The following is a 16,470-nucleotide window of genomic DNA, read 5'->3' as shown; positions in this document are numbered from 1 at the left end:
GCGGCTAGCGTTTTTTTGGGGGCTTTTGCCCATGTCGGCCGCGGCCCTGCTGGGCGGGTGCCAATCCCAGCCCAAGCTGGAAAGCGACAATGGCTGGGTCCGCCTGCCCGCCGTGGCGGGACGCCCTGCGGCCGCCTATTTCACCATCAAGGGCGGCGCCAGGCCGGTCAGCCTGATCGACGTCAGCAGCGACGTTGCGATCGGCAGCGAGATGCACGAGGGCGGCATGGCCATGAAAAAGGTCGATGCGGTGCCCATCCCGGCGGGCGGCACCGTCACCTTTCAGCCGGGCGGGCGGCATGTGATGTTCTACAACATGAATCCGGGCGTGAAGCCCGGACGCATCCTGTCGTTGCTGCTCACCTTCTCGGACGGCACGCGCCTGCGCCAGGGGGCACGGGTGATCGCGGCGGGCGATCCCGCGCCGGAAAGCTGATCGCCGCCGCCATGACCAAACGCCCCCTCACCCCGGCCGAGGAAGCCCTGTCGCGCAGCGTCTTCGGCGATGCGATCGATTACGCGAAGGTCCGCCTGTCGCCGACCAAATGGATCTTCTTCCAGCCGCGCGACACGGTGATGGCGCCGACCGGCTGTATCCATTTCCATCCCGATGGCGGGTTGTGGCGGGAGGATTTCGGCGCCTGCCCGCTCCACGAACAGGGGCTTTTCATCCACGAGATGGTCCATATCTGGCAGCATCAGCAGGGCATCTTCCTGCCGCTGAAGCGCCATCCCTTTTGCCGCTATGGCTATGCGCTGAAGCCGGGCCAGGGTTTCGGCCGCTATGGCTTGGAGCAGCAGGCCGAGATCGTGCGCCATGCCTTTCTGCTGGCCCATGGCGTGCGGGTCGCGGGCGCGCCGCCGAAAGCCCAATATGACAGCCTGATCCCTTTTCCAGGCCCCTGATATCCGGGAAAAACCCGGCCGGAATTTCCCCGGATTGCAGAACCTTGGTTAACGCCGTCATCACCATCCTCTCACGCGCGGTACGCGTGCGAATTGGGCCCTCACGCGCAAGGCGCGTGCGAGTTGGGGATGCGAAGAGCGATGACGGTCATCAACACCAACGGTGCGGCGCTGCGGGCGTTGGCGGCGTCACAGCGGGCCAACACCTCGATCAGCGACGTCATGGCCCGACTGTCGAGCGGCCAGCGGATCACCTCCGCCAAGGATGATGCCGCCGGGATGGCCATCGGCAATTCGATGACCGCGCAGATCATGGGCATGGCCCAGGGCGTGCGCAACACGATGGACGGCATCTCGATGGTCCAGACCGCCGACGGCTTTCTCGCGGAGACGACCAACATCCTCCAGCGCCTGCGCGAACTGACCATCCAGTCGCGATCGGACACGTACGGGCCGAAGGACCGGCTGGCGATCCAGACCGAGATGTCCGCGCTGTCGAGCCATATCGACGCCACGCTCAAGAACGCCTCGTTCAACGGCATCTCGCTGTTCCGGACCCAGGCGCCGGTCTATGATGACCAGGGCCAGGTGATCGACAATGCCGTGCGGCTCGATATCCAGGGGGGGCCGGGTGCGGCCAATACCGTTCCCCTGGTCATCAATCCCGTGTCGACCGAGTTCGATCGCGACAAGACCGCCAAGACCTGGGACTATCCGCTGCTCCACGCCTCGCGCGATCCGGGGCCGGGCTATGAAGTCAGCATCTTCCTGACCCGTCCCGCCACGGCGGCGGGGACCGAGACCCATCTGGTGACGTTCGATGACTATATGGCGAAGGGCAAGATCGCCGGGCGCGAGATCACCCGCGACGATATCGGCACCACCGTGACCCAACAGATCGGCGACCAGTGGCACGACCCCGATGGCGCGGCGAAGCAGTTTCCCTTCCTGCTGACATCACCCTCGACCACCATCTCCCCCACCAATTTTCACGCCATCACGGTCGAGGATTTCATGGCCAAGGCCAAGGTCGCCGGACGGCCGGTCACATGGGACGATATCGGCACCACCGTTTCGCAGAATTATGGCGACCAGTGGTTCGATCCGACCCGCGTGGACAATAACGACAGCCGTTATCTGTCGTTCGAATCCGCCACCATTCCGCCCCAGTCGCATGTCGTGACCGCGCAGGACTATATGGCGGGCGGCGATTTCAACGGTCGTCCCATCCAGCGAGAGGATATCGGCACGACCGTCCTGAACCTCAGCGGGGCGCGGTGGTACGATCCGGAAAAGGGCGGCTACTTCTCCCAGCAGAGCACGGCGGAATATGCCGAGCGGCGGCATTTCACGATGGCCGAGGAGCTGAACGTCACCAATCGCTACCGGATCGACAACAGCTTGACTCGCATCGACGCGCTGCTGGGCACGGTCAGCGAGGTGCGGGCGCAGATGGGCGCCAGCGCGACACGGCTGCAATCGGCGGCCAATGATCTGGGCAATGCGTCGACGAACCTGTCCGAAGCGCGGTCGCGCATCACCGACACCGATTTTTCGCAGGAGTCGGTCAATCTGGCGCGCGAACAGATCCTGTCGCAATCGGCGATCGCCATGCTGGCCCAAGCACAGCAAAGCCAGAAAGACGTGTTGAAGCTGCTCAACCAATAAAAAAAGGGCGGCCCATCGGACCGCCCTTTCGTGTTTTGCCGACGAACGCCCGATCAGTCGGGCTTCTTCGCCACCGCAACCAGCGCGGGGCGCAGCAGTCGGTCCTTGATCATATAGCCCGCCTGCATTTCCTGGACGATCGTGCCCGGCTCCTGGTCCGAGGGCATTTCGATCATTGCCTGATGCTTGTTGGGGTCGAGCGCCTGGCCCATCGCCTCGATCTTGGTGATGCCGTGACGACCCAGCACGCTGTCCATCTCGCGACCCGTGGCATCCAGGCCGGTCACCAGCCCCTTCCACTTGTCGTCGGTGCGCAGATCGGCCGGGATCGCCGCCAGCGCGCGCTGGAGATTGTCGGCGACCGACAGGACGTCGCGCGCGAACGACGTCGCGGCATAGTTGCGTGCGTCGACCGCTTCCTTCTCGGCGCGGCGGCGGACATTCTGGTTCTCGGCCTGGGCATAGAGATATTGCTGCTTGGCCTCGGCCAGCTGGTTCTCCAGCTCGGCCACTCGGTCCTGCACCGCCACTTCCGGCGCGGCCTCTGCCGTCTCTTCGCGCAGGTCCTGGGTCTCGTTGGTCGTATTGTCGCTCATCATAATCCCTGTTCAGCCCATCATGCGGGCGAGCGTTGCCGCCGTGAAATCCACCATGGGCACGACGCGGGCATAGTTCAACCGCGTCGGCCCGATTACGCCGACCACACCGACCACCTGGCCGTCAAGGCCACGAAACGGTCGTGCGATCACCGACGATCCGGACAGCGCGAACAGCTTGTTCTCCGCGCCGATGAAGATTCGCGTCGAATCCCCGGCCCGCGCCGAATCTAGCAGGTGCGCCACCTCCTGCTTGCCCTCCAGATCGTCGAGCAGGTCGCGGACCCGCTCCAGGTCCGCAGCGGCGGCGGCATCGATCAACCGCCCCTGCCCGCGCACGATCAGGATCGGGCGCCGCTCGCCATCCTCGCTCCAGACCGCCAGCCCCTGTTCGACCAGCGCCCGCGCCGCGCCGTCCAGCGCCGCGCGCCCCGCCGCCAGCTCACGCTCCAGCCGCTCGCGCGCCTGGGCCAGCGTCAGCCCGGAGAGCGTCGCGGACAGATAATTGCCCGCCTCGATCAGCGCCGAGCCGGTCATGCCCGGCGGCAATTCCAGCACCCGGTTCTCGACCGCCCCGTCCTCCGCGACCAGCACGGCCAGCGCTTGGCTCGGCGAGAGCGGCACGAAGCCGATCGAGCGCAGCTTCATCTCGCGCTTGGGCACCATCACCAGTCCCGCGCACGCCGACAGGCCCGACAGCACCGCCGTCGTCGCCGCCAGCGCCTCCTCGACCGGGCCGGTGCGCGCCGCCCGCGCCTCGATCGCGGCGCGTTCCTGCGCACTGGGCTCCATGGCGTGCATCATGCCGTCGACGAACAGTCGCAATCCGACATCGGTCGGCATCCGCCCCGCACTGGTATGCGGCGCCGCCAGCAACCCGCGCTCCTCCAATTCTTGAAGGACGTTACGGATCGAGGCGGGCGACAGGTTGATCCCCGACAGCGCGATCGTCTTCGACCCCACGGGCTGGCCGCTGGTCAGATAGCTGTCGACCACCACGCGAAAGATATCGCGCGCCCGGTCGGTCAACTCGGTGATCGGTGGGGTGGCCATGACGCGAATGTAGGGTTGCCAGCCCGCCCGCTCAAGCAATCGGAAGACACTCTTCTCTCTGCGTCCTCTGCGCCTCTGCGCGCAAAAGGAAAGATTGGTTCACGCGGAGGCGCGGAGACGCGGAGGAAGAACCAAACAATCTCCGCGGCTCCGCGTCTCCGCGTGAGAAAATTTCGCGCAGAGGCGCAGAGGACGCAGAGAAGAAGGTCGTCGTCTTCCGATCGCCGCCGTCCTCTCTGGCGCATCGCGCGGGGGGCGGTTAGGGCAGTCGCCAAGGAACAAGGAGAAGACTATGCGCCCGTCCGGCCGGATGCCCGACCAGATGCGTCCCATCACCATCACGCCGAACTTCACCCGCCACGCCGAAGGTTCGGTGCTGATCGGGTTCGGCGATACCAAGGTGCTCGTCACCGCCAGCGTCGAAGAGCGCGTGCCCCCCTTCCTGCGCGGCAAGGGCGAAGGCTGGGTGACCGCCGAATACGGCATGCTCCCCCGCGCCACCCATACCCGCGGCAGCCGCGAAGCCGCCAAGGGCAAGCAGTCGGGCCGCACCCAGGAAATCCAGCGGCTGATCGGCCGTTCCCTGCGCGCCGTCTGCGACCTCAAGGCGCTGGGCGAGCGTCAGATCACCATCGACTGCGACGTGATCCAGGCCGATGGCGGCACCCGCACCGCCGCGATTTCGGGCGCGTGGGTCGCGCTGCGCATGGCGGTCAACAAGCTGATGGCCGAGGGCAAGCTGACCAGCGACCCGATCCGCAACAAGGTGGCGGCCGTCTCGTGCGGCATCCATAAGGGCACGCCCGTCCTCGACCTCGACTATATCGAGGATTCGGCCGCCGACGCGGATGCGAACTTCGTCCTGATCGAGAACGGCCACATCGCCGAGGTCCAGGCGACCGCCGAGAACGCGACCTATGACGAGGAAGCGCTGCTCCGCCTGCTCCGTCTGGCGCGCATGGGCTGCACCGAGATCTTCGCCGCGCAAGAGCAAGCGATCCGCGCATGAGCGGCGAAGGCAATGGCCGCCAGGCGATCCGCAAGCTGACGCCCGGCAAGCTGGTGCTGGCCAGCCACAACAAGGGCAAGATCGTCGAGTTTCGCGAACTCCTGGCACCTTACGGCATGGAGGTGATCGCGGCGGGCGACCTCGACCTGCCCGAGCCCGAGGAAACCGGCACGACCTTCGTGGCGAATGCCGAGTTGAAGGCGCTGGCCGCCGCCGACCTGTCCGGCCTGCCCGCCCTGTCGGACGATAGCGGCCTGTGCGTCGAGGCGCTGGGCGGCGATCCGGGGTTGTTCTCGGCACGCTGGGCGGGGCCGGAAAAGGACTTCGCCATGGCGATGCGCGCGGTCGAGGACCGGCTGAACGAGGAGCCGGACATGAGCCGGGCCGCGCACTTCGTCTGCGCACTCGCGGTCGGCTGGCCCGATGGCCATGTCGAATGGTTCGAGGGGCGCGTCGACGGCACGATCGTCTGGCCGCCGCGCGGGGACAAGGGCCATGGTTACGACCCGATCTTCCAGCCGATCGGCGGGACCGAAACCTTCGCCGAGATGGACCAGGACGAAAAGAACCGCATCAGCCACCGCGCCGACGCATTCGGACAGATGGTGAAGGCGGTGTTCTAAAAACATCCTCCCCGCTTCGGAGAGGTGGCAGGCCGAAGGCCTGCCGGAGGGGGGCTTCCGCGAGGTGAACCCTTTGCAGTGATCCCCCTCCACCAGCCTGCCGCTGGTCTCCCTCCCCGCTCCGGGGAGGGAGAGATTTTACCGCTTGGCCAGCCGCTTCTGGTTGGCCGTGACCGTCCGGTGCACCGGCGTCATCGCCTGGACCGGCATCGACGCGCCGATCAGCATCGCACGTGCCATCGATTCCCAGACGTCGAGCATCCCGCCCCGCGGATCGCGACGCGACAGCTTCGACAGCGCCGCCTGGTCGCGATTCCAGACCCTGGCCGACTGGTCGAACGCCTTGACCTTCTCGCTGACCATCAGCGTCATCTCGGCCGCCGACGAGGTGCCGGTCGCCATCGCCTCCATCCGGGTCGCCATCACGCTCTGCGCACTCATCATCGCCTCACCCGCCATCACCGCGAAACGGGCGGGTGCGGTCCAGAAGGCGAGCCATGCCATCGGGTCATACGGATTCGCCATGTGCGTCACACCTTTCGTCCGTCCCGGCGAAATCAGAAAGCCCGCTCGCCAAAGACGTTGCCCGTGGGGCTATAGCGGCAAACGAGGAAGTCGTCGCGCCTGTTGCTGGCCATCGCGCAGCCGACCGCCGTGCTGCGCGCCCAGACGATCTGACTATAATGGCCGACATCGCCGAACTTGCCGGTCCGGCTGGACTGCGGCACGGGCAGGTTCGTGAACAGCCGTTGCTCGGCCAGCCAATGGCCCATCATCTCGTCGTAACGATACGCGCCGCGCGTGCCGGTCCACAGATTCTCGCCCTGCCGCGTCGGCCCCTGCGGTTGCTGCGCATGTTCGAACCGGCCGGTCCGCGCCATTTCCCGCGCATAGGTCAGCGCGCTGGCGGCCAGCCCCTCGTCCCACCGCAACGGCGCCTGCCCCAGCGCTGTGCGCGCGCCGCGATGACCGTCCATCATCGCCTGGCGCAGCAGGCCGACGCCGCGCGGCGCCGCCACGCCCGAGGCCATTTCCTCGACGACACGCGGAGGCTGCTCCTCGGCGCGGACCGCCTCCGACGCCCCAAGGGGCCCGCACGCCGCGAGCAGGGCGGGCAGGCAAAGCGATAAGAGATGGCGAAGCGCACGCATCACGGCCATATCGGAGCACATCATGTCCTCCGCAATATCACCGACCGCCGCGCCCCTCGCCCTTTACGTCCATTGGCCCTTCTGCGTTTCCAAATGCCCCTATTGCGACTTCAACAGCCATGTCCGCGAGTCGGTGGACCAGGCCGCCTGGGCAAACGCGCTGCTCGCCGATCTGGCGCATGAAGCCACGATGCTGCCCGGACGGCGGCTGACGTCGATCTTCTTCGGTGGCGGCACCCCCTCGCTGATGCCGCCGTCCACGGTCGCGGCGATCCTGGACGCGGCCGAGCGCCACTGGGGCTTTGCCGAGGGGATCGAGATCACGCTGGAGGCCAATCCCTCTTCGGTCGAGGCGGCCCGCTTCGCCGACCTGGCGGGCGCCGGGGTCAACCGGGCCTCGCTGGGCGTGCAGGCGCTCGATGACGAGGCCCTGCACTTCCTGGGCCGCGCGCACGGTGTCGACGAGGCGCTCCGCGCGCTGCAGACGGCGCAAAGCGTGTTCGGCCGCGTCAGCTTCGACCTGATCTACGCCCGCCCCGGCCAGCCACTGGCGGATTGGGAGGCGGAACTGACCCGCGCGATCGGCTATGGCACCGAGCATCTGTCGCTCTACCAGCTGACCATCGAGCCGGGCACCCGCTTCCATACCGAGGCGGCCGCCGGGCGGCTGGTCATCCCGGACGGCGACGCCGCCGCCGACCTGTTCGAGACGACGCGGGCCATCACCGCCGCGGCCGGCCTGCCCGCCTATGAGACGTCGAACCACGCCCGGCCCGGCGCGGAGAGCCGCCACAACCTGACCTATTGGCGCTACGGCGACTATGCCGGGATCGGCCCAGGCGCACATGGCCGCCGTCAGGGCACGGCGACCGTCCGGCGCAAGAAGCCTGAAAACTGGATGGCCGCGGTGGATCGCAACGGCCATGGCATCGAAGCGGAGGAAACCCTCGCCCCCGTCACCCGCGCGACCGAGGCGCTGGTGATGGGCCTGCGCCTGACGGAGGGCGTCGAGATGGCGCGCATCACCGCGCTGGCGGAGGGACGCATCATGGTGGACGCCGACGCGCTCGCCCGTCTGTCGCGACAGGGCCTTGTCCGTCAGGAAACCGACCGCCTGATCGTGACCGATGCAGGAGCCCTGCTTCTCGACGCGATCCTGCGCGATCTGGTGGTCTGACCGGGGGGGGGGGGGACGCATTGTTGGTCGCCGCCTCCCCACCGCCGACATCGACAGATCAAGGAACATCCCGGTCGATATTCGACCGGCACATTGCGCTTGTCCGTGCTCCATGTCCTGAGCCTGTCGAGCCCTGACAACTTCGCAACGGCCGACACGACGAGCGCTAAAAGCCGGTCGGCCCGGACGTCCCTCGACTTGGGCCGAGATGCTTCGTCATCCCGGCCTGTTTTTTTACCTGCCAGATTCGAGTAAACCGCGCTCAGCCGTCGAAGCCGCTCGGCGCCGGGCTGACCGTCACCGCGCTACCATCGCGGATTTCCTGCACCTCGAGCGCGCGCTCGGCCACGCCGTCGCGGCCGAAGCGGAACGCGCCGTCGATGCCGGAGAAACCGTCCGACGCGCGCAGTCGCGCTTCCGGGAAGGGTGCGTTCATCCGCCAGTCGCGCGCGATGCGTACGGTCAGCAGGACCGAGTCGTAGCCCAGGCTCGACAACCGATAAGGCGCCGCCCTGAACCGGGCACGATATTTGGTGGCATATTGGCGGTAGAGATTGTTCGAGACGCTGGCGAACCAGGCCCCGTTGAGCGGCGCACGCGCGGCGATGCCGGATTCGGAATTCCACAATTCGGTGCCGAGCAGCCGGGTCCGTGCGCCCGCCCCGCGCTTCAGGATCGGGGCCGCCGCCGCCGCCGTCGCGCCCCCATCGGCGATCAGCACGGCATCATAAGGAGCCTTGGCGGTCAGGCGCTGCGCCGCCGAGGCAATGCCGCCCGCCACCCGGCCATAGGGCTGGAGCGAGACGACCTGCCCCCCTGCCCCTTCGACCGCGCGCAGGAAGGCGGTTGACGCCCGCTCGCCATACAGGCCGTTGGGCACCAGCCCCGCAAAGGTCGTGACGCCGCGCCCGCGTGCATAATCGACGACCCGCTCGATCGACTGGGCCGGGGTATAGCCCATCAGGTAGGTGCCATTGCCCGCCACGCCGATATCGTTGGAAAAGCTGATGACCGGCACCCGCGCGGCGCGTGCGACGGGGGCGACCGCGCGGACATCCTCGGACAGCAGCGGCCCGAGGATCAGTTGCGCACCTTCCGCGATCGCCTTCTGCGCCGCCGCCGCCGCACCGGACGTTGTGTCGTAATTGGTGATTCGGATCGTGTCGGCCTGTGCGTCGAGCAGCGCCAGCATCGTGGCATTGGCGATCGACTGGCCGACCCCGGCATTGCTGCCCGACAGCGGCACGAGCAGCGCGACGCGGTGGCGGGCGGTATCGCGCGGCAGGCCTGCCTCGACATCGCGCGAGGGACGCGGCGTGGCCGAGCTGGGCCCGGTCGGCTGCGGCTCGACGGGCCCGCGCGGGACGATCGTCTGACACGCACCCAGGAACAGCGTGGCGGCCAGCGCCAGGCTGCGCCCCAGAGGCTGCAGCCGGATTTTGGGAGCGCCCGAATCTGCGGCCCCCGGTTGTACGAACAGCCTTGCCTCTGTCATGACGATCCCCGTGACCCAAACCAAACACACTCTCGAACCCGGCCTGTACATCGTCGCGACCCCGATCGGCAATCTCGGCGATCTGTCGCCGCGGGCGGCCAACATATTGACGAACGCCGATCTCATTGCCGTCGAGGACAGCCGGGTGACCGCCGGACTGCTCCGCCACATCGGCATCAAGCGGCCCATGCAGCCCTATCACGATCATAATGCCGAGCATGTCCGCCCCGGCCTGATCGCGCGCATGGCCAGCCAGGCGGTGGCGCTGGTGTCGGACGCGGGGACGCCGCTGATCTCCGACCCCGGTTACAAGCTGGTGCGCGATGCCCGCGCGGCGGGGCACATGGTGGTGACGATCCCGGGCCCGTGCGCCGCCATTGCCGCGCTGACGCTGGCGGGGCTGCCCACCGACCGCTTCCTGTTCGCCGGTTTCCTGCCCTCCAAGGAAAAGGCCCGCGCCGACGCCATCGCCGAGATCGCGTCGATCCGCGCCACCCTGGTCCTTTATGAATCAGGCCCCCGCCTGGCCGCGACGCTGACCGCCCTGGCGCAAGGGCTGGGCGACCGCGAGGCGGCGGTCACTCGCGAGATCACCAAGAAGTTCGAAGAGGCCGTGACCGGCACGCTCTCCAGCCTCGCCGCCCGCTATGCCGAGGGCGGGCCGAAGGGCGAGATCGCGATCGTCGTCGCGCCGCCGGGCGAAGCGCCGCCCGCCACCGAACAGGACGCCGACGCCGCGCTGGCGGAAGCGCTGACCCGCCTGCCCGTCGGCCGCGCGGCGAGCGAGGTTGCCAAGGCGCTGGGGCTCGACCGCAAGACGCTCTACACGCGCGCGCTGGCGATGAAGGACGGCAAGTCCGACTAACAGGCCGCGCGGCGTTAGCGATTTCTCAAGGCTTCCCGGTCCAGGATGGGACTGGGGAGCCGCATCTTGTACGCCTTTGAATTTCGTCACGACATCAACCTGCTCGACATCCAGTGGACCGGCTTGTTCACGCCCGAGATCGCGACACGCTATGCCCGCGAACTGATCGATGCGTTCCGGCGCAGCGGCTTTCGGCCCGGCTATCGCCTGCGCATCGACATGAACGCGACGACCGTTCAGCCCAAGGATGCGATCATGACGGTCCACCACGCCCTGCAAGGCTTCCCCCGCGCCAGCCGCATCGCGATGGTCAACCGCAGCGCAATCGGGCGGCAACAAATCCGACGCCTGATGACCCAACCCTATCTGCGGGTCTTCGACAATGCCGAGGACAGCTTGGCCTGGCTGACCGCGCCGGAGGAAATGGCAGCCTGATCGACATGGCCTCGGCGTCAATCGCCGATTATTAGCCAACAATGAACGACCACCTATAATTCAGACGTCGGTTCGCCCCCATCGTATAGGAAGGCGTCAAGCCGCACCTTCGGTCCTGACGATAAGTGGCCATCAACCAACCTGGCGCCCTTCCCGATTTGGACTTGTCGGCGGGATAGTCCGGTAGCAAGCCTATCGGATGCCACGCTTCCGCTTCAGCCATAGCGCCGATGGTCATCGCAATGCTGAACCCATCGACACTATGGTCAGCGTAATCCCGGCATGACGCCTCGTCCTGAGCCTGGTCATGCACCATCCGCCGCCGAGGTCGCGCATGATTTCCTGTCTGTGTTGTGGGGCGACGAGGTGCCGACAATCGAGGCCCTGGCCCAGGCGCTCGATCGACTGCTGGCTCGGTCGCATGACGTCCCGATGGCGGACTGCGCGGACGAAGACCACGATCCCCCGCCCGTCGATGGCGCGGCGCTATATCGTGACGTGGCTCAGCGTTTCCCAGATTTGGGCCTGTACCGTGTCACCGATCCGCTGGCCTCGATCGACGAGGCGTTGATGATGGCGGATGCGATCGACGATTTGGCCGACATCACCCGCGATCTGCGCGAAGTCGTGTGGCACGCTACAAATTTAGGCGCGGACGATGCCGCATGGTCGTTCCGTCTGCTGTTCCCCCATTGGGGTCGACATGCGCGCGAACTTGCCCTTTATCTGCACGCCAGATGCTGGGGATGACGGATGCGCAATAGCGTGCAGCGACGCGGAGCCGAAGCGGCGGGCCGACGTGGCGAGCGTCTCGCCGCCTGGTGGCTGCGACTCAAGGGCTGGTCGATCCTCGACCGCCGCGTGCGGACGCCCGCTGGCGAGGTCGACCTGATCGCGCGGCGCGGGTCGCTGGTCGCCTTTGTCGAGGTGAAGACGCGCAAGACCGCCGCCGAGCTCGACTTCGCGATCGACGAACGGCGGCTGGCGCGGGTGGCGGCGGCGGCCGAGGTGCTGATGCCGAGCTATGTCGGGCCGGGCGACGATATCCGGGTCGACGTCATCCTGCTCGCGCCGGGCACGCGGCCCCGTCACATCGAAAACGCATGGTGCGGGTGACAGCGGCCGGGGGAGCGATTACCTGCCGTGGCCAAGACCCGTCCGAACGAAGGAAACCCCCATGTCCGAGCCGCTGTCCAAGCCGCTGACCGTCGCCGTCCAGATGGACCCGATGGACCAGATCAACATCGCCGGGGACTCGACCTTCGCGCTGATGCTTTCGGCGCAGGCGCGCGGGCATAGGCTGTTCCATTATGATGCGGGCGACCTCAACTGGTCGGACGGGCATCTGTGGGCCAAAGCGCATCCCGTCACCGTGCAGCGCGTTACGGGCGATCACTACCGCTTCGGCGAACCGGTGAAGCTGGATCTGGGCGACGAGGCCGATGTCGTGCTGATGCGGCAGGACCCGCCCTTCGACCTGGGCTATATCACCGCCACTCATCTGCTGGAGCGGGTCGCCGAGAAGACCCTGGTCGTCAACAATCCGCGCAGCGTGCGCAACGCGCCGGAAAAGGTCTTCGTCCTCGACTATCCGCAGTTCATGCCGCCGACTTTGGTCACTCGCTCGCTGGACGAGGCGCGCGCGTTTCTGGCGCAGCATGGCGAGATCGTCATCAAGCCGCTGCACGGCAATGGCGGCAAGGCGATCTTCAAGGTCGGCCGCGACGGTGCGAACCTGTCGGCGCTGATCGAGGTGTTCAACACCGCTTATCGCGAGCCGCATATGGTGCAGGCCTTCCTTCCGGCGGTGGCCAAGGGCGACAAGCGCATCGTCCTGATCGACGGCGAGGTCGCCGGTGCGATCAACCGCCTGCCCGGCGAGGGCGAGATCCGCTCCAACCTGGCGGTCGGCGGATCGGCGGAAAAGACCGAACTGACGGAGCGCGAGCGCGAGATCTGCGCGGTGCTGGGGCCGGAGTTGAAGCGGCGCGGGCTGTTGTTCGTCGGCATCGACGTGATCGGCGGCGAATGGCTGACCGAAATCAACGTCACCTCCCCCACCGGCATCGTCGCGATCGAAAAGTTCGACGGCACCGATGTGGCGGGCCTGATCTGGGACGCGATCGAGGCCAAGGTCGCGGCCAAGGGCTGAACATATTCCTCCCCACGCTATGCTTGGGGAGGGGGACCTCCGCGAAGCGGTGGTGGAGGGGCATTGCCGCAAAGGACTTCCTATGCCGCACGCCCCCTCCGTCAGGGCTTCGCCCTGCCACCTCCCCGTGCCGGGGAGGATATGATCGACGGAACCCATCGCCCCTTCCATGCTTTGTTCGCCCTGAGCAACGAAGGGCATAGGCAATGGGTGCAACGACCATCGGCGCCATGGTGGGCGCCGCCATCGACGGTATGTCGGGCGAAGACGGTGTCGCCGACGGCGCGATCATCGGCGCGGTGACCGCCAACGTCCTGAAAGTCGTGTTGCCGCTCGCCATCACCTATGCGGTGGGCTGGGCGGTGTTGCGCGGCGCGGGCGAGATCAAGAACCAGCTATTCGGAGAGACAGCATGATCGGACGTATCATTGGCGCGCTCGTCGGGCGTGAAGTCGGCCGCCGCGACGGCAACAACGGCCTGAAGGGCGCGGCGCTGGGTGCGCTGGCCGTCGGCGGCATGCGTCGCCTGGGTCCGCTCGGCCTGCTGCTCGGTGGCGGTTATGCGGCCAAGAAGGCCTATGACCGTCGCAAGGCGAGCAAGGTCACGGGCGACCGCTTCTAAGCCTCGCCTCTCGGCCAGCTTATGTCGCAGCGCGTCAAGCATCTCTTGACGCGCTGCGACTGCGTGCGTCAAAGGCAGACATGCCCAACTCGCACGCCCACCCCGACGATCTCCACAAGCTGAAGCGCCGCGGCATGTTGTTCGTGCTGTCCTCACCCTCGGGCGCGGGCAAGTCGACGATCGCGCGCAAGCTGCTGGCCGATGACGACGGCCTGCAAATGTCGGTGTCGGCCACGACGCGCGGCATCCGGCCGGGCGAGGTGGACGGCAAGGACTATCATTTCGTCGATCTCGAGGAATTTCGCCGCATGGTGGCGAATGACGAGTTCCTCGAATGGGCGCATGTCTTCGACAACCGCTACGGCACCCCGCGCGCGCAGGTCGAGGCGATGCTGGCGGCGGGCAAGGACGTGCTGTTCGATATCGATTGGCAGGGCGCGCAACAGCTGTTCCAGATCGCGGGCGGCGACGTGGTCCGCGTGTTCATCTTCCCGCCCTCGATGGAAGAACTGCGCCAGCGCCTCGAGCGTCGCGCGACCGATACGGTCGCGGTGATCGACGCCCGCATGGCACGCGCGACCAACGAGGTCAGCCACTGGGACGGCTATGACTATGTCCTGGTCAATGACGATGTCGAGCAGTGCTTCCAGGGGGTGAAGACCATCCTGCAGGCCGAACGCCTGAAGCGCTCGCGCCAGACCGGGCTGATCGGGTTCATCCGCAAGCTGACGACGAAGTAAGAGAGGCGGCGAGCGCTGTCCCATACACTTCGACTTCGCTCAGTGCGAACGAAGGAGTGCATCGGTGAAGTCGCATATCGAGTGAGCCGCCCCACCCCTCACTGATTCACCCCCCTTCCGTTCAGGCTGAGCGAAGTCGAAGCCCAGGGGAGAGCCTGGCCCCAAGCGCATCCCGTACACTTCGACTGCGCTCAGTGTGAGCGGAACGGGCACATGTGTGGCGGCCGGTATGGGGGGAGGGCTTCAGGCTTGCCGAGGAATGCCCGGTGCAATCGAAGCCAGAACCCGATCCCGCACCCGTCTTACCCAAGCGCGCCCAGGAACCGGACCGCAGCGTCGAACTCGCGCCGCTTCGCCTCGCGCGCCTCGATGGCGAGATAATCCTCACCCCATATCTCGGCCTGGAAATCCTCGTCGACATGCGCCGCAGTCCAGATCGCGTCCGCCTCCGCCGCGCCCTCCAGCAGCGCGAGCGCCAGCACCAGCGAGCCGGTGATCGTCACCACCGGCGACAGCGCCGCGAGCCGGAACGGATCGAGCGCCGCCACCGCCTGCGCCAGTCGCTCGACGGTCGCGGGCGGCTGCGCCTGATGCATGATGCCGGTCACCAGCGTGAAATGCACGTCATAGCGATCGCGCGCCCAGTCGAGCAGCGGGTTCCACACCGCATCCTGCCGCTCCACCAGTTCGGGCGGTGAATCGGCGCGGTAGCAGAGCAGATCGCTTTCGGCATAACGCGCCAGCCCGGTGGCAAAGGGCGCGGGATCGGCGGCGATCCGGTCGATCGCGGCGTTGGCGAGGCCGGTCAGCGGCATGGCGCGCGGGTCCACCGTCTCGGTCACGTCGCGCCATTCACCGGCCACCGCCTCGGCCAGCGCGGGCGTCGGCAGGGCCAGCGGCACGCGGCCGGGCGTGCGCACCGGCTTGTCGTCCAGTCGCACGACGCGCTCGGCATCGACGGTCACGTCGGTCCAGAACCGCCTCATTCCCCGCCACTCCGCCAGCGATGCGCCAGCCCGGCCGGTACGATCGCGATCATGCCCAGCGCGGAGAAGATGATCGCCACCCCCAACGCCTTTTGCGGCCAGGTGACCCCGCGCGAGGCGAGCACCACGCCGAACAGCGCACCCGCCACGCCGACCAGGCGGACGGCCATGATGATGAACCAGTGGCGCCGTGCCGTGCGGTCGCCGCCGCTCATGTCCGCACCAGCAGGGCGGGCAAGTCCGCCACCTCTTGCGCGACGACGTCGGCGCCCGCGTTCACCAGATCGTGCACGTCATGATATCCCCATGCGACGCCGACCGCGAACGCGCCCGCCGCCTTGCCCATCGCCATGTCGAAGCTGGTATCGCCGATCATCGCCACGTCGCCCGCCGCGACCCCCGCCTCCGCCATCGCCGCGAGGACCATCGACGGATCGGGTTTGGAGGGATGCCGGTCGGCGGTCTGCAAGGTGACGAAGTGATGCGTCAGCCCATGTTCGGCCAGCACCCGTGCCAGCCCGCGATCGGACTTGCCCGTCGCCACGCCCATCAGCCAGCCCTGACCCGCCAGATGGTCGAGCAGCGCGGGGATCCCCTCGAACAGCGGCTCGGGCTCCATCGCGCCCGCCGTGCGCAGGCGGAAGAAGGCGGCCTTGTAATCCGCCGCCAGCCGGTGGTGCACGGCGTCGGTCGTATCGGGGGCCAGCACGCGCATCGCCTCGACCAGGCTGAGGCCGACGATCCGGCGAATCGCCGCGGCGGGTGGCGGGGTCAGGTCGGACAGCTGAAAGGCTTCGACCGCTGCGAGGCAGATATTGGCCTGGCTGTCGACCAGGGTGCCGTCGCAATCGAACAGGGCAAGGCGCGGGCGCGTCATCGCCCCCTCCTATCGGCAAGGGCGTGGCGGGGGAAGCATGACGTTTCGCATGAACAACAGCTAACAAGCGCATTCAGCATTGAAACATCGCGAATCGGGCAAAAGCTCTTCAACG

Annotated in this window: 22 protein-coding genes; 14 read left to right on the top strand and 8 right to left on the bottom strand. The window is 67.2% G+C overall.

All coding sequences use genetic code 11. From position 1 onward, the window contains the following. Positions 1-31: 31 nt before the first annotated feature. The 3 genes from SOM26_RS14415 (at position 32) to SOM26_RS14405 (ending at position 2,574) form a co-directional block, all read left to right on the top strand. Positions 32-436 (top strand): copper chaperone PCu(A)C, encoded by a 405-nt coding sequence (locus SOM26_RS14415; RefSeq protein WP_320453401.1) that lies wholly within the window; start codon positions 32-34, stop codon positions 434-436. A gap of 11 nt (positions 437-447) precedes the next feature. Further along, positions 448-906, top strand: coding sequence for a vgr related protein (locus tag SOM26_RS14410; RefSeq protein WP_320453400.1), 459 nt, complete (start codon positions 448-450; stop codon positions 904-906). Between the two features lie 141 nt (positions 907-1,047). Next, positions 1,048-2,574: a flagellin N-terminal helical domain-containing protein gene (locus tag SOM26_RS14405; protein WP_320453399.1), complete on the top strand. Its 1,527-nt coding sequence runs from the start codon at positions 1,048-1,050 to the stop codon at positions 2,572-2,574. Positions 2,575-2,627: 53 nt separating this feature from the next. Here the strand turns inward: SOM26_RS14405 and grpE are convergent, their stop codons facing one another. Both grpE and hrcA read right to left on the bottom strand, forming a co-directional pair. Continuing rightward, positions 2,628-3,170: a nucleotide exchange factor GrpE gene (gene grpE / locus SOM26_RS14400; RefSeq protein ID WP_320453398.1), complete on the bottom strand. Its 543-nt coding sequence runs from the start codon at positions 3,168-3,170 to the stop codon at positions 2,628-2,630. 12 nt (positions 3,171-3,182) lie between these two features. Then, positions 3,183-4,223: a heat-inducible transcriptional repressor HrcA gene (gene hrcA / locus SOM26_RS14395; protein ID WP_320453397.1), complete on the bottom strand. Its 1,041-nt coding sequence runs from the start codon at positions 4,221-4,223 to the stop codon at positions 3,183-3,185. 292 nt (positions 4,224-4,515) lie between these two features. On the opposite strand from hrcA, the gene rph reads away from it, so the two are divergent. Together rph and rdgB are read left to right on the top strand one after the other, a co-directional pair. Then, positions 4,516-5,232, top strand: coding sequence for a ribonuclease PH (gene rph, locus SOM26_RS14390; protein ID WP_320453396.1), 717 nt, complete (start codon positions 4,516-4,518; stop codon positions 5,230-5,232). Continuing rightward, entirely contained in the window at positions 5,229-5,855 is a 627-nt protein-coding gene (rdgB, locus tag SOM26_RS14385) for an RdgB/HAM1 family non-canonical purine NTP pyrophosphatase (protein ID WP_320453395.1), read from the top strand. The genes rph and rdgB overlap by 4 nt, the downstream gene beginning before the upstream one ends. A 138-nt stretch (positions 5,856-5,993) precedes the next feature. Here rdgB and SOM26_RS14380 read toward each other — a convergent pair whose 3' ends face one another. Both SOM26_RS14380 and SOM26_RS14375 read right to left on the bottom strand, forming a co-directional pair. Continuing rightward, a complete protein-coding gene (locus SOM26_RS14380; RefSeq protein WP_320453394.1) occupies positions 5,994-6,380 on the bottom strand; it encodes a hypothetical protein in 387 nt (128 codons plus the stop codon). 32 nt (positions 6,381-6,412) lie between these two features. Continuing rightward, on the bottom strand, positions 6,413-7,015 hold the full coding sequence (locus tag SOM26_RS14375; RefSeq protein WP_320453393.1) for a CAP domain-containing protein: 603 nt from the start codon (positions 7,013-7,015) through the stop codon (positions 6,413-6,415). A 13-nt stretch (positions 7,016-7,028) separates the two neighbouring features. Here SOM26_RS14375 and hemW point away from each other — a divergent pair, with 13 nt between their 5' ends. Beyond that, the gene (gene hemW, locus SOM26_RS14370) at positions 7,029-8,183 is read left to right on the top strand and encodes a radical SAM family heme chaperone HemW (RefSeq protein WP_320453392.1); all 1,155 of its coding nucleotides are present in this window, start codon (positions 7,029-7,031) and stop codon (positions 8,181-8,183) included. Between the two features lie 262 nt (positions 8,184-8,445). On the opposite strand, the gene SOM26_RS14365 is transcribed toward hemW, so the two are convergent. Continuing rightward, entirely contained in the window at positions 8,446-9,678 is a 1,233-nt protein-coding gene (locus tag SOM26_RS14365) for a penicillin-binding protein activator (protein ID WP_320453391.1), read from the bottom strand. On the opposite strand from SOM26_RS14365, the gene rsmI reads away from it, so the two are divergent. The 8 genes from rsmI to gmk all read left to right on the top strand — a co-directional run bounded on the left by rsmI (position 9,677) and on the right by gmk (position 14,492). Further along, positions 9,677-10,543: a 16S rRNA (cytidine(1402)-2'-O)-methyltransferase gene (gene rsmI, locus SOM26_RS14360; protein WP_320453390.1), complete on the top strand. Its 867-nt coding sequence runs from the start codon at positions 9,677-9,679 to the stop codon at positions 10,541-10,543. The genes SOM26_RS14365 and rsmI overlap by 2 nt on opposite strands. A 66-nt stretch (positions 10,544-10,609) precedes the next feature. Then, positions 10,610-10,978, top strand: coding sequence for an STAS/SEC14 domain-containing protein (locus tag SOM26_RS14355; RefSeq protein ID WP_320453389.1), 369 nt, complete (start codon positions 10,610-10,612; stop codon positions 10,976-10,978). Positions 10,979-11,260: 282 nt separating this feature from the next. Next, on the top strand, positions 11,261-11,728 hold the full coding sequence (locus SOM26_RS14350; protein WP_320453388.1) for a hypothetical protein: 468 nt from the start codon (positions 11,261-11,263) through the stop codon (positions 11,726-11,728). Between the two features lie 3 nt (positions 11,729-11,731). Then, the gene (locus tag SOM26_RS14345; protein ID WP_320453387.1) at positions 11,732-12,094 is read left to right on the top strand and encodes a YraN family protein; all 363 of its coding nucleotides are present in this window, start codon (positions 11,732-11,734) and stop codon (positions 12,092-12,094) included. A gap of 61 nt (positions 12,095-12,155) precedes the next feature. After that, a complete protein-coding gene (gene gshB / locus SOM26_RS14340) occupies positions 12,156-13,130 on the top strand; it encodes a glutathione synthase (RefSeq protein WP_320453386.1) in 975 nt (324 codons plus the stop codon). 206 nt (positions 13,131-13,336) lie between these two features. Then, positions 13,337-13,546, top strand: a complete 210-nt coding sequence (locus tag SOM26_RS14335) for a hypothetical protein (RefSeq protein ID WP_320453385.1) — start codon at positions 13,337-13,339, stop codon at positions 13,544-13,546. After that, the gene (locus tag SOM26_RS14330) at positions 13,543-13,752 is read left to right on the top strand and encodes a hypothetical protein (protein WP_320453384.1); all 210 of its coding nucleotides are present in this window, start codon (positions 13,543-13,545) and stop codon (positions 13,750-13,752) included. Before SOM26_RS14335 ends, SOM26_RS14330 begins: the two co-directional genes overlap by 4 nt. An 80-nt stretch (positions 13,753-13,832) precedes the next feature. Next, positions 13,833-14,492, top strand: coding sequence for a guanylate kinase (gmk, locus tag SOM26_RS14325; protein ID WP_320453383.1), 660 nt, complete (start codon positions 13,833-13,835; stop codon positions 14,490-14,492). 302 nt (positions 14,493-14,794) lie between these two features. Here gmk and SOM26_RS14320 read toward each other — a convergent pair whose 3' ends face one another. From SOM26_RS14320 to SOM26_RS14310, 3 genes are read right to left on the bottom strand one after another with little or no spacing between them, the layout of a single operon-like run. Continuing rightward, positions 14,795-15,478, bottom strand: a complete 684-nt coding sequence (locus SOM26_RS14320; RefSeq protein WP_320453382.1) for an ATP12 family chaperone protein — start codon at positions 15,476-15,478, stop codon at positions 14,795-14,797. Further along, positions 15,475-15,693, bottom strand: a complete 219-nt coding sequence (locus SOM26_RS14315; protein ID WP_320453381.1) for a hypothetical protein — start codon at positions 15,691-15,693, stop codon at positions 15,475-15,477. Before SOM26_RS14315 ends, SOM26_RS14320 begins: the two co-directional genes overlap by 4 nt. Beyond that, positions 15,690-16,355 (bottom strand): HAD-IA family hydrolase, encoded by a 666-nt coding sequence (locus SOM26_RS14310; protein ID WP_320453380.1) that lies wholly within the window; start codon positions 16,353-16,355, stop codon positions 15,690-15,692. The genes SOM26_RS14315 and SOM26_RS14310 overlap by 4 nt, the downstream gene beginning before the upstream one ends. Between the last annotated feature and the right edge of the window lie 115 nt (positions 16,356-16,470).

Source organism: Sphingomonas sp. CFBP8993 (genome assembly GCF_034044895.1).
In the GTDB taxonomy this organism is placed as follows: domain Bacteria; phylum Pseudomonadota; class Alphaproteobacteria; order Sphingomonadales; family Sphingomonadaceae; genus Sphingomonas.
The sequence above is the reverse complement of the archived record's forward strand: the minus strand, read 5'-3'. Positions and strand labels throughout refer to the sequence as shown.

Excerpts from the sequence above, each read along its gene's own strand:
- gmk (WP_320453383.1), top strand. The coding sequence starts at position 13,833 with ATGCCCAACTCGCACGCCCACCCCGACGATCTCCACAAGCTGAAGCGC.
- SOM26_RS14405 (WP_320453399.1), top strand. The coding sequence starts at position 1,048 with ATGACGGTCATCAACACCAACGGTGCGGCGCTGCGGGCGTTGGCGGCG.
- SOM26_RS14330 (WP_320453384.1), top strand. The coding sequence starts at position 13,543 with ATGATCGGACGTATCATTGGCGCGCTCGTCGGGCGTGAAGTCGGCCGC.
- rsmI (WP_320453390.1), top strand. The coding sequence starts at position 9,677 with ATGACGATCCCCGTGACCCAAACCAAACACACTCTCGAACCCGGCCTG.
- grpE (WP_320453398.1), bottom strand. The coding sequence starts at position 3,170 with ATGAGCGACAATACGACCAACGAGACCCAGGACCTGCGCGAAGAGACG.
- SOM26_RS14410 (WP_320453400.1), top strand. The coding sequence starts at position 448 with ATGACCAAACGCCCCCTCACCCCGGCCGAGGAAGCCCTGTCGCGCAGC.
- SOM26_RS14350 (WP_320453388.1), top strand. The coding sequence starts at position 11,261 with ATGACGCCTCGTCCTGAGCCTGGTCATGCACCATCCGCCGCCGAGGTC.
- hrcA (WP_320453397.1), bottom strand. The coding sequence starts at position 4,223 with ATGGCCACCCCACCGATCACCGAGTTGACCGACCGGGCGCGCGATATC.
- SOM26_RS14380 (WP_320453394.1), bottom strand. The coding sequence starts at position 6,380 with ATGGCGAATCCGTATGACCCGATGGCATGGCTCGCCTTCTGGACCGCA.
- SOM26_RS14345 (WP_320453387.1), top strand. The coding sequence starts at position 11,732 with ATGCGCAATAGCGTGCAGCGACGCGGAGCCGAAGCGGCGGGCCGACGT.
- gshB (WP_320453386.1), top strand. The coding sequence starts at position 12,156 with ATGTCCGAGCCGCTGTCCAAGCCGCTGACCGTCGCCGTCCAGATGGAC.
- SOM26_RS14365 (WP_320453391.1), bottom strand. The coding sequence starts at position 9,678 with ATGACAGAGGCAAGGCTGTTCGTACAACCGGGGGCCGCAGATTCGGGC.
- SOM26_RS14315 (WP_320453381.1), bottom strand. The coding sequence starts at position 15,693 with ATGAGCGGCGGCGACCGCACGGCACGGCGCCACTGGTTCATCATCATG.
- rph (WP_320453396.1), top strand. The coding sequence starts at position 4,516 with ATGCGCCCGTCCGGCCGGATGCCCGACCAGATGCGTCCCATCACCATC.
- SOM26_RS14335 (WP_320453385.1), top strand. The coding sequence starts at position 13,337 with ATGGGTGCAACGACCATCGGCGCCATGGTGGGCGCCGCCATCGACGGT.
- SOM26_RS14375 (WP_320453393.1), bottom strand. The coding sequence starts at position 7,015 with ATGGCCGTGATGCGTGCGCTTCGCCATCTCTTATCGCTTTGCCTGCCC.
- SOM26_RS14320 (WP_320453382.1), bottom strand. The coding sequence starts at position 15,478 with ATGAGGCGGTTCTGGACCGACGTGACCGTCGATGCCGAGCGCGTCGTG.
- SOM26_RS14310 (WP_320453380.1), bottom strand. The coding sequence starts at position 16,355 with ATGACGCGCCCGCGCCTTGCCCTGTTCGATTGCGACGGCACCCTGGTC.
- rdgB (WP_320453395.1), top strand. The coding sequence starts at position 5,229 with ATGAGCGGCGAAGGCAATGGCCGCCAGGCGATCCGCAAGCTGACGCCC.
- hemW (WP_320453392.1), top strand. The coding sequence starts at position 7,029 with ATGTCCTCCGCAATATCACCGACCGCCGCGCCCCTCGCCCTTTACGTC.
- SOM26_RS14415 (WP_320453401.1), top strand. The coding sequence starts at position 32 with ATGTCGGCCGCGGCCCTGCTGGGCGGGTGCCAATCCCAGCCCAAGCTG.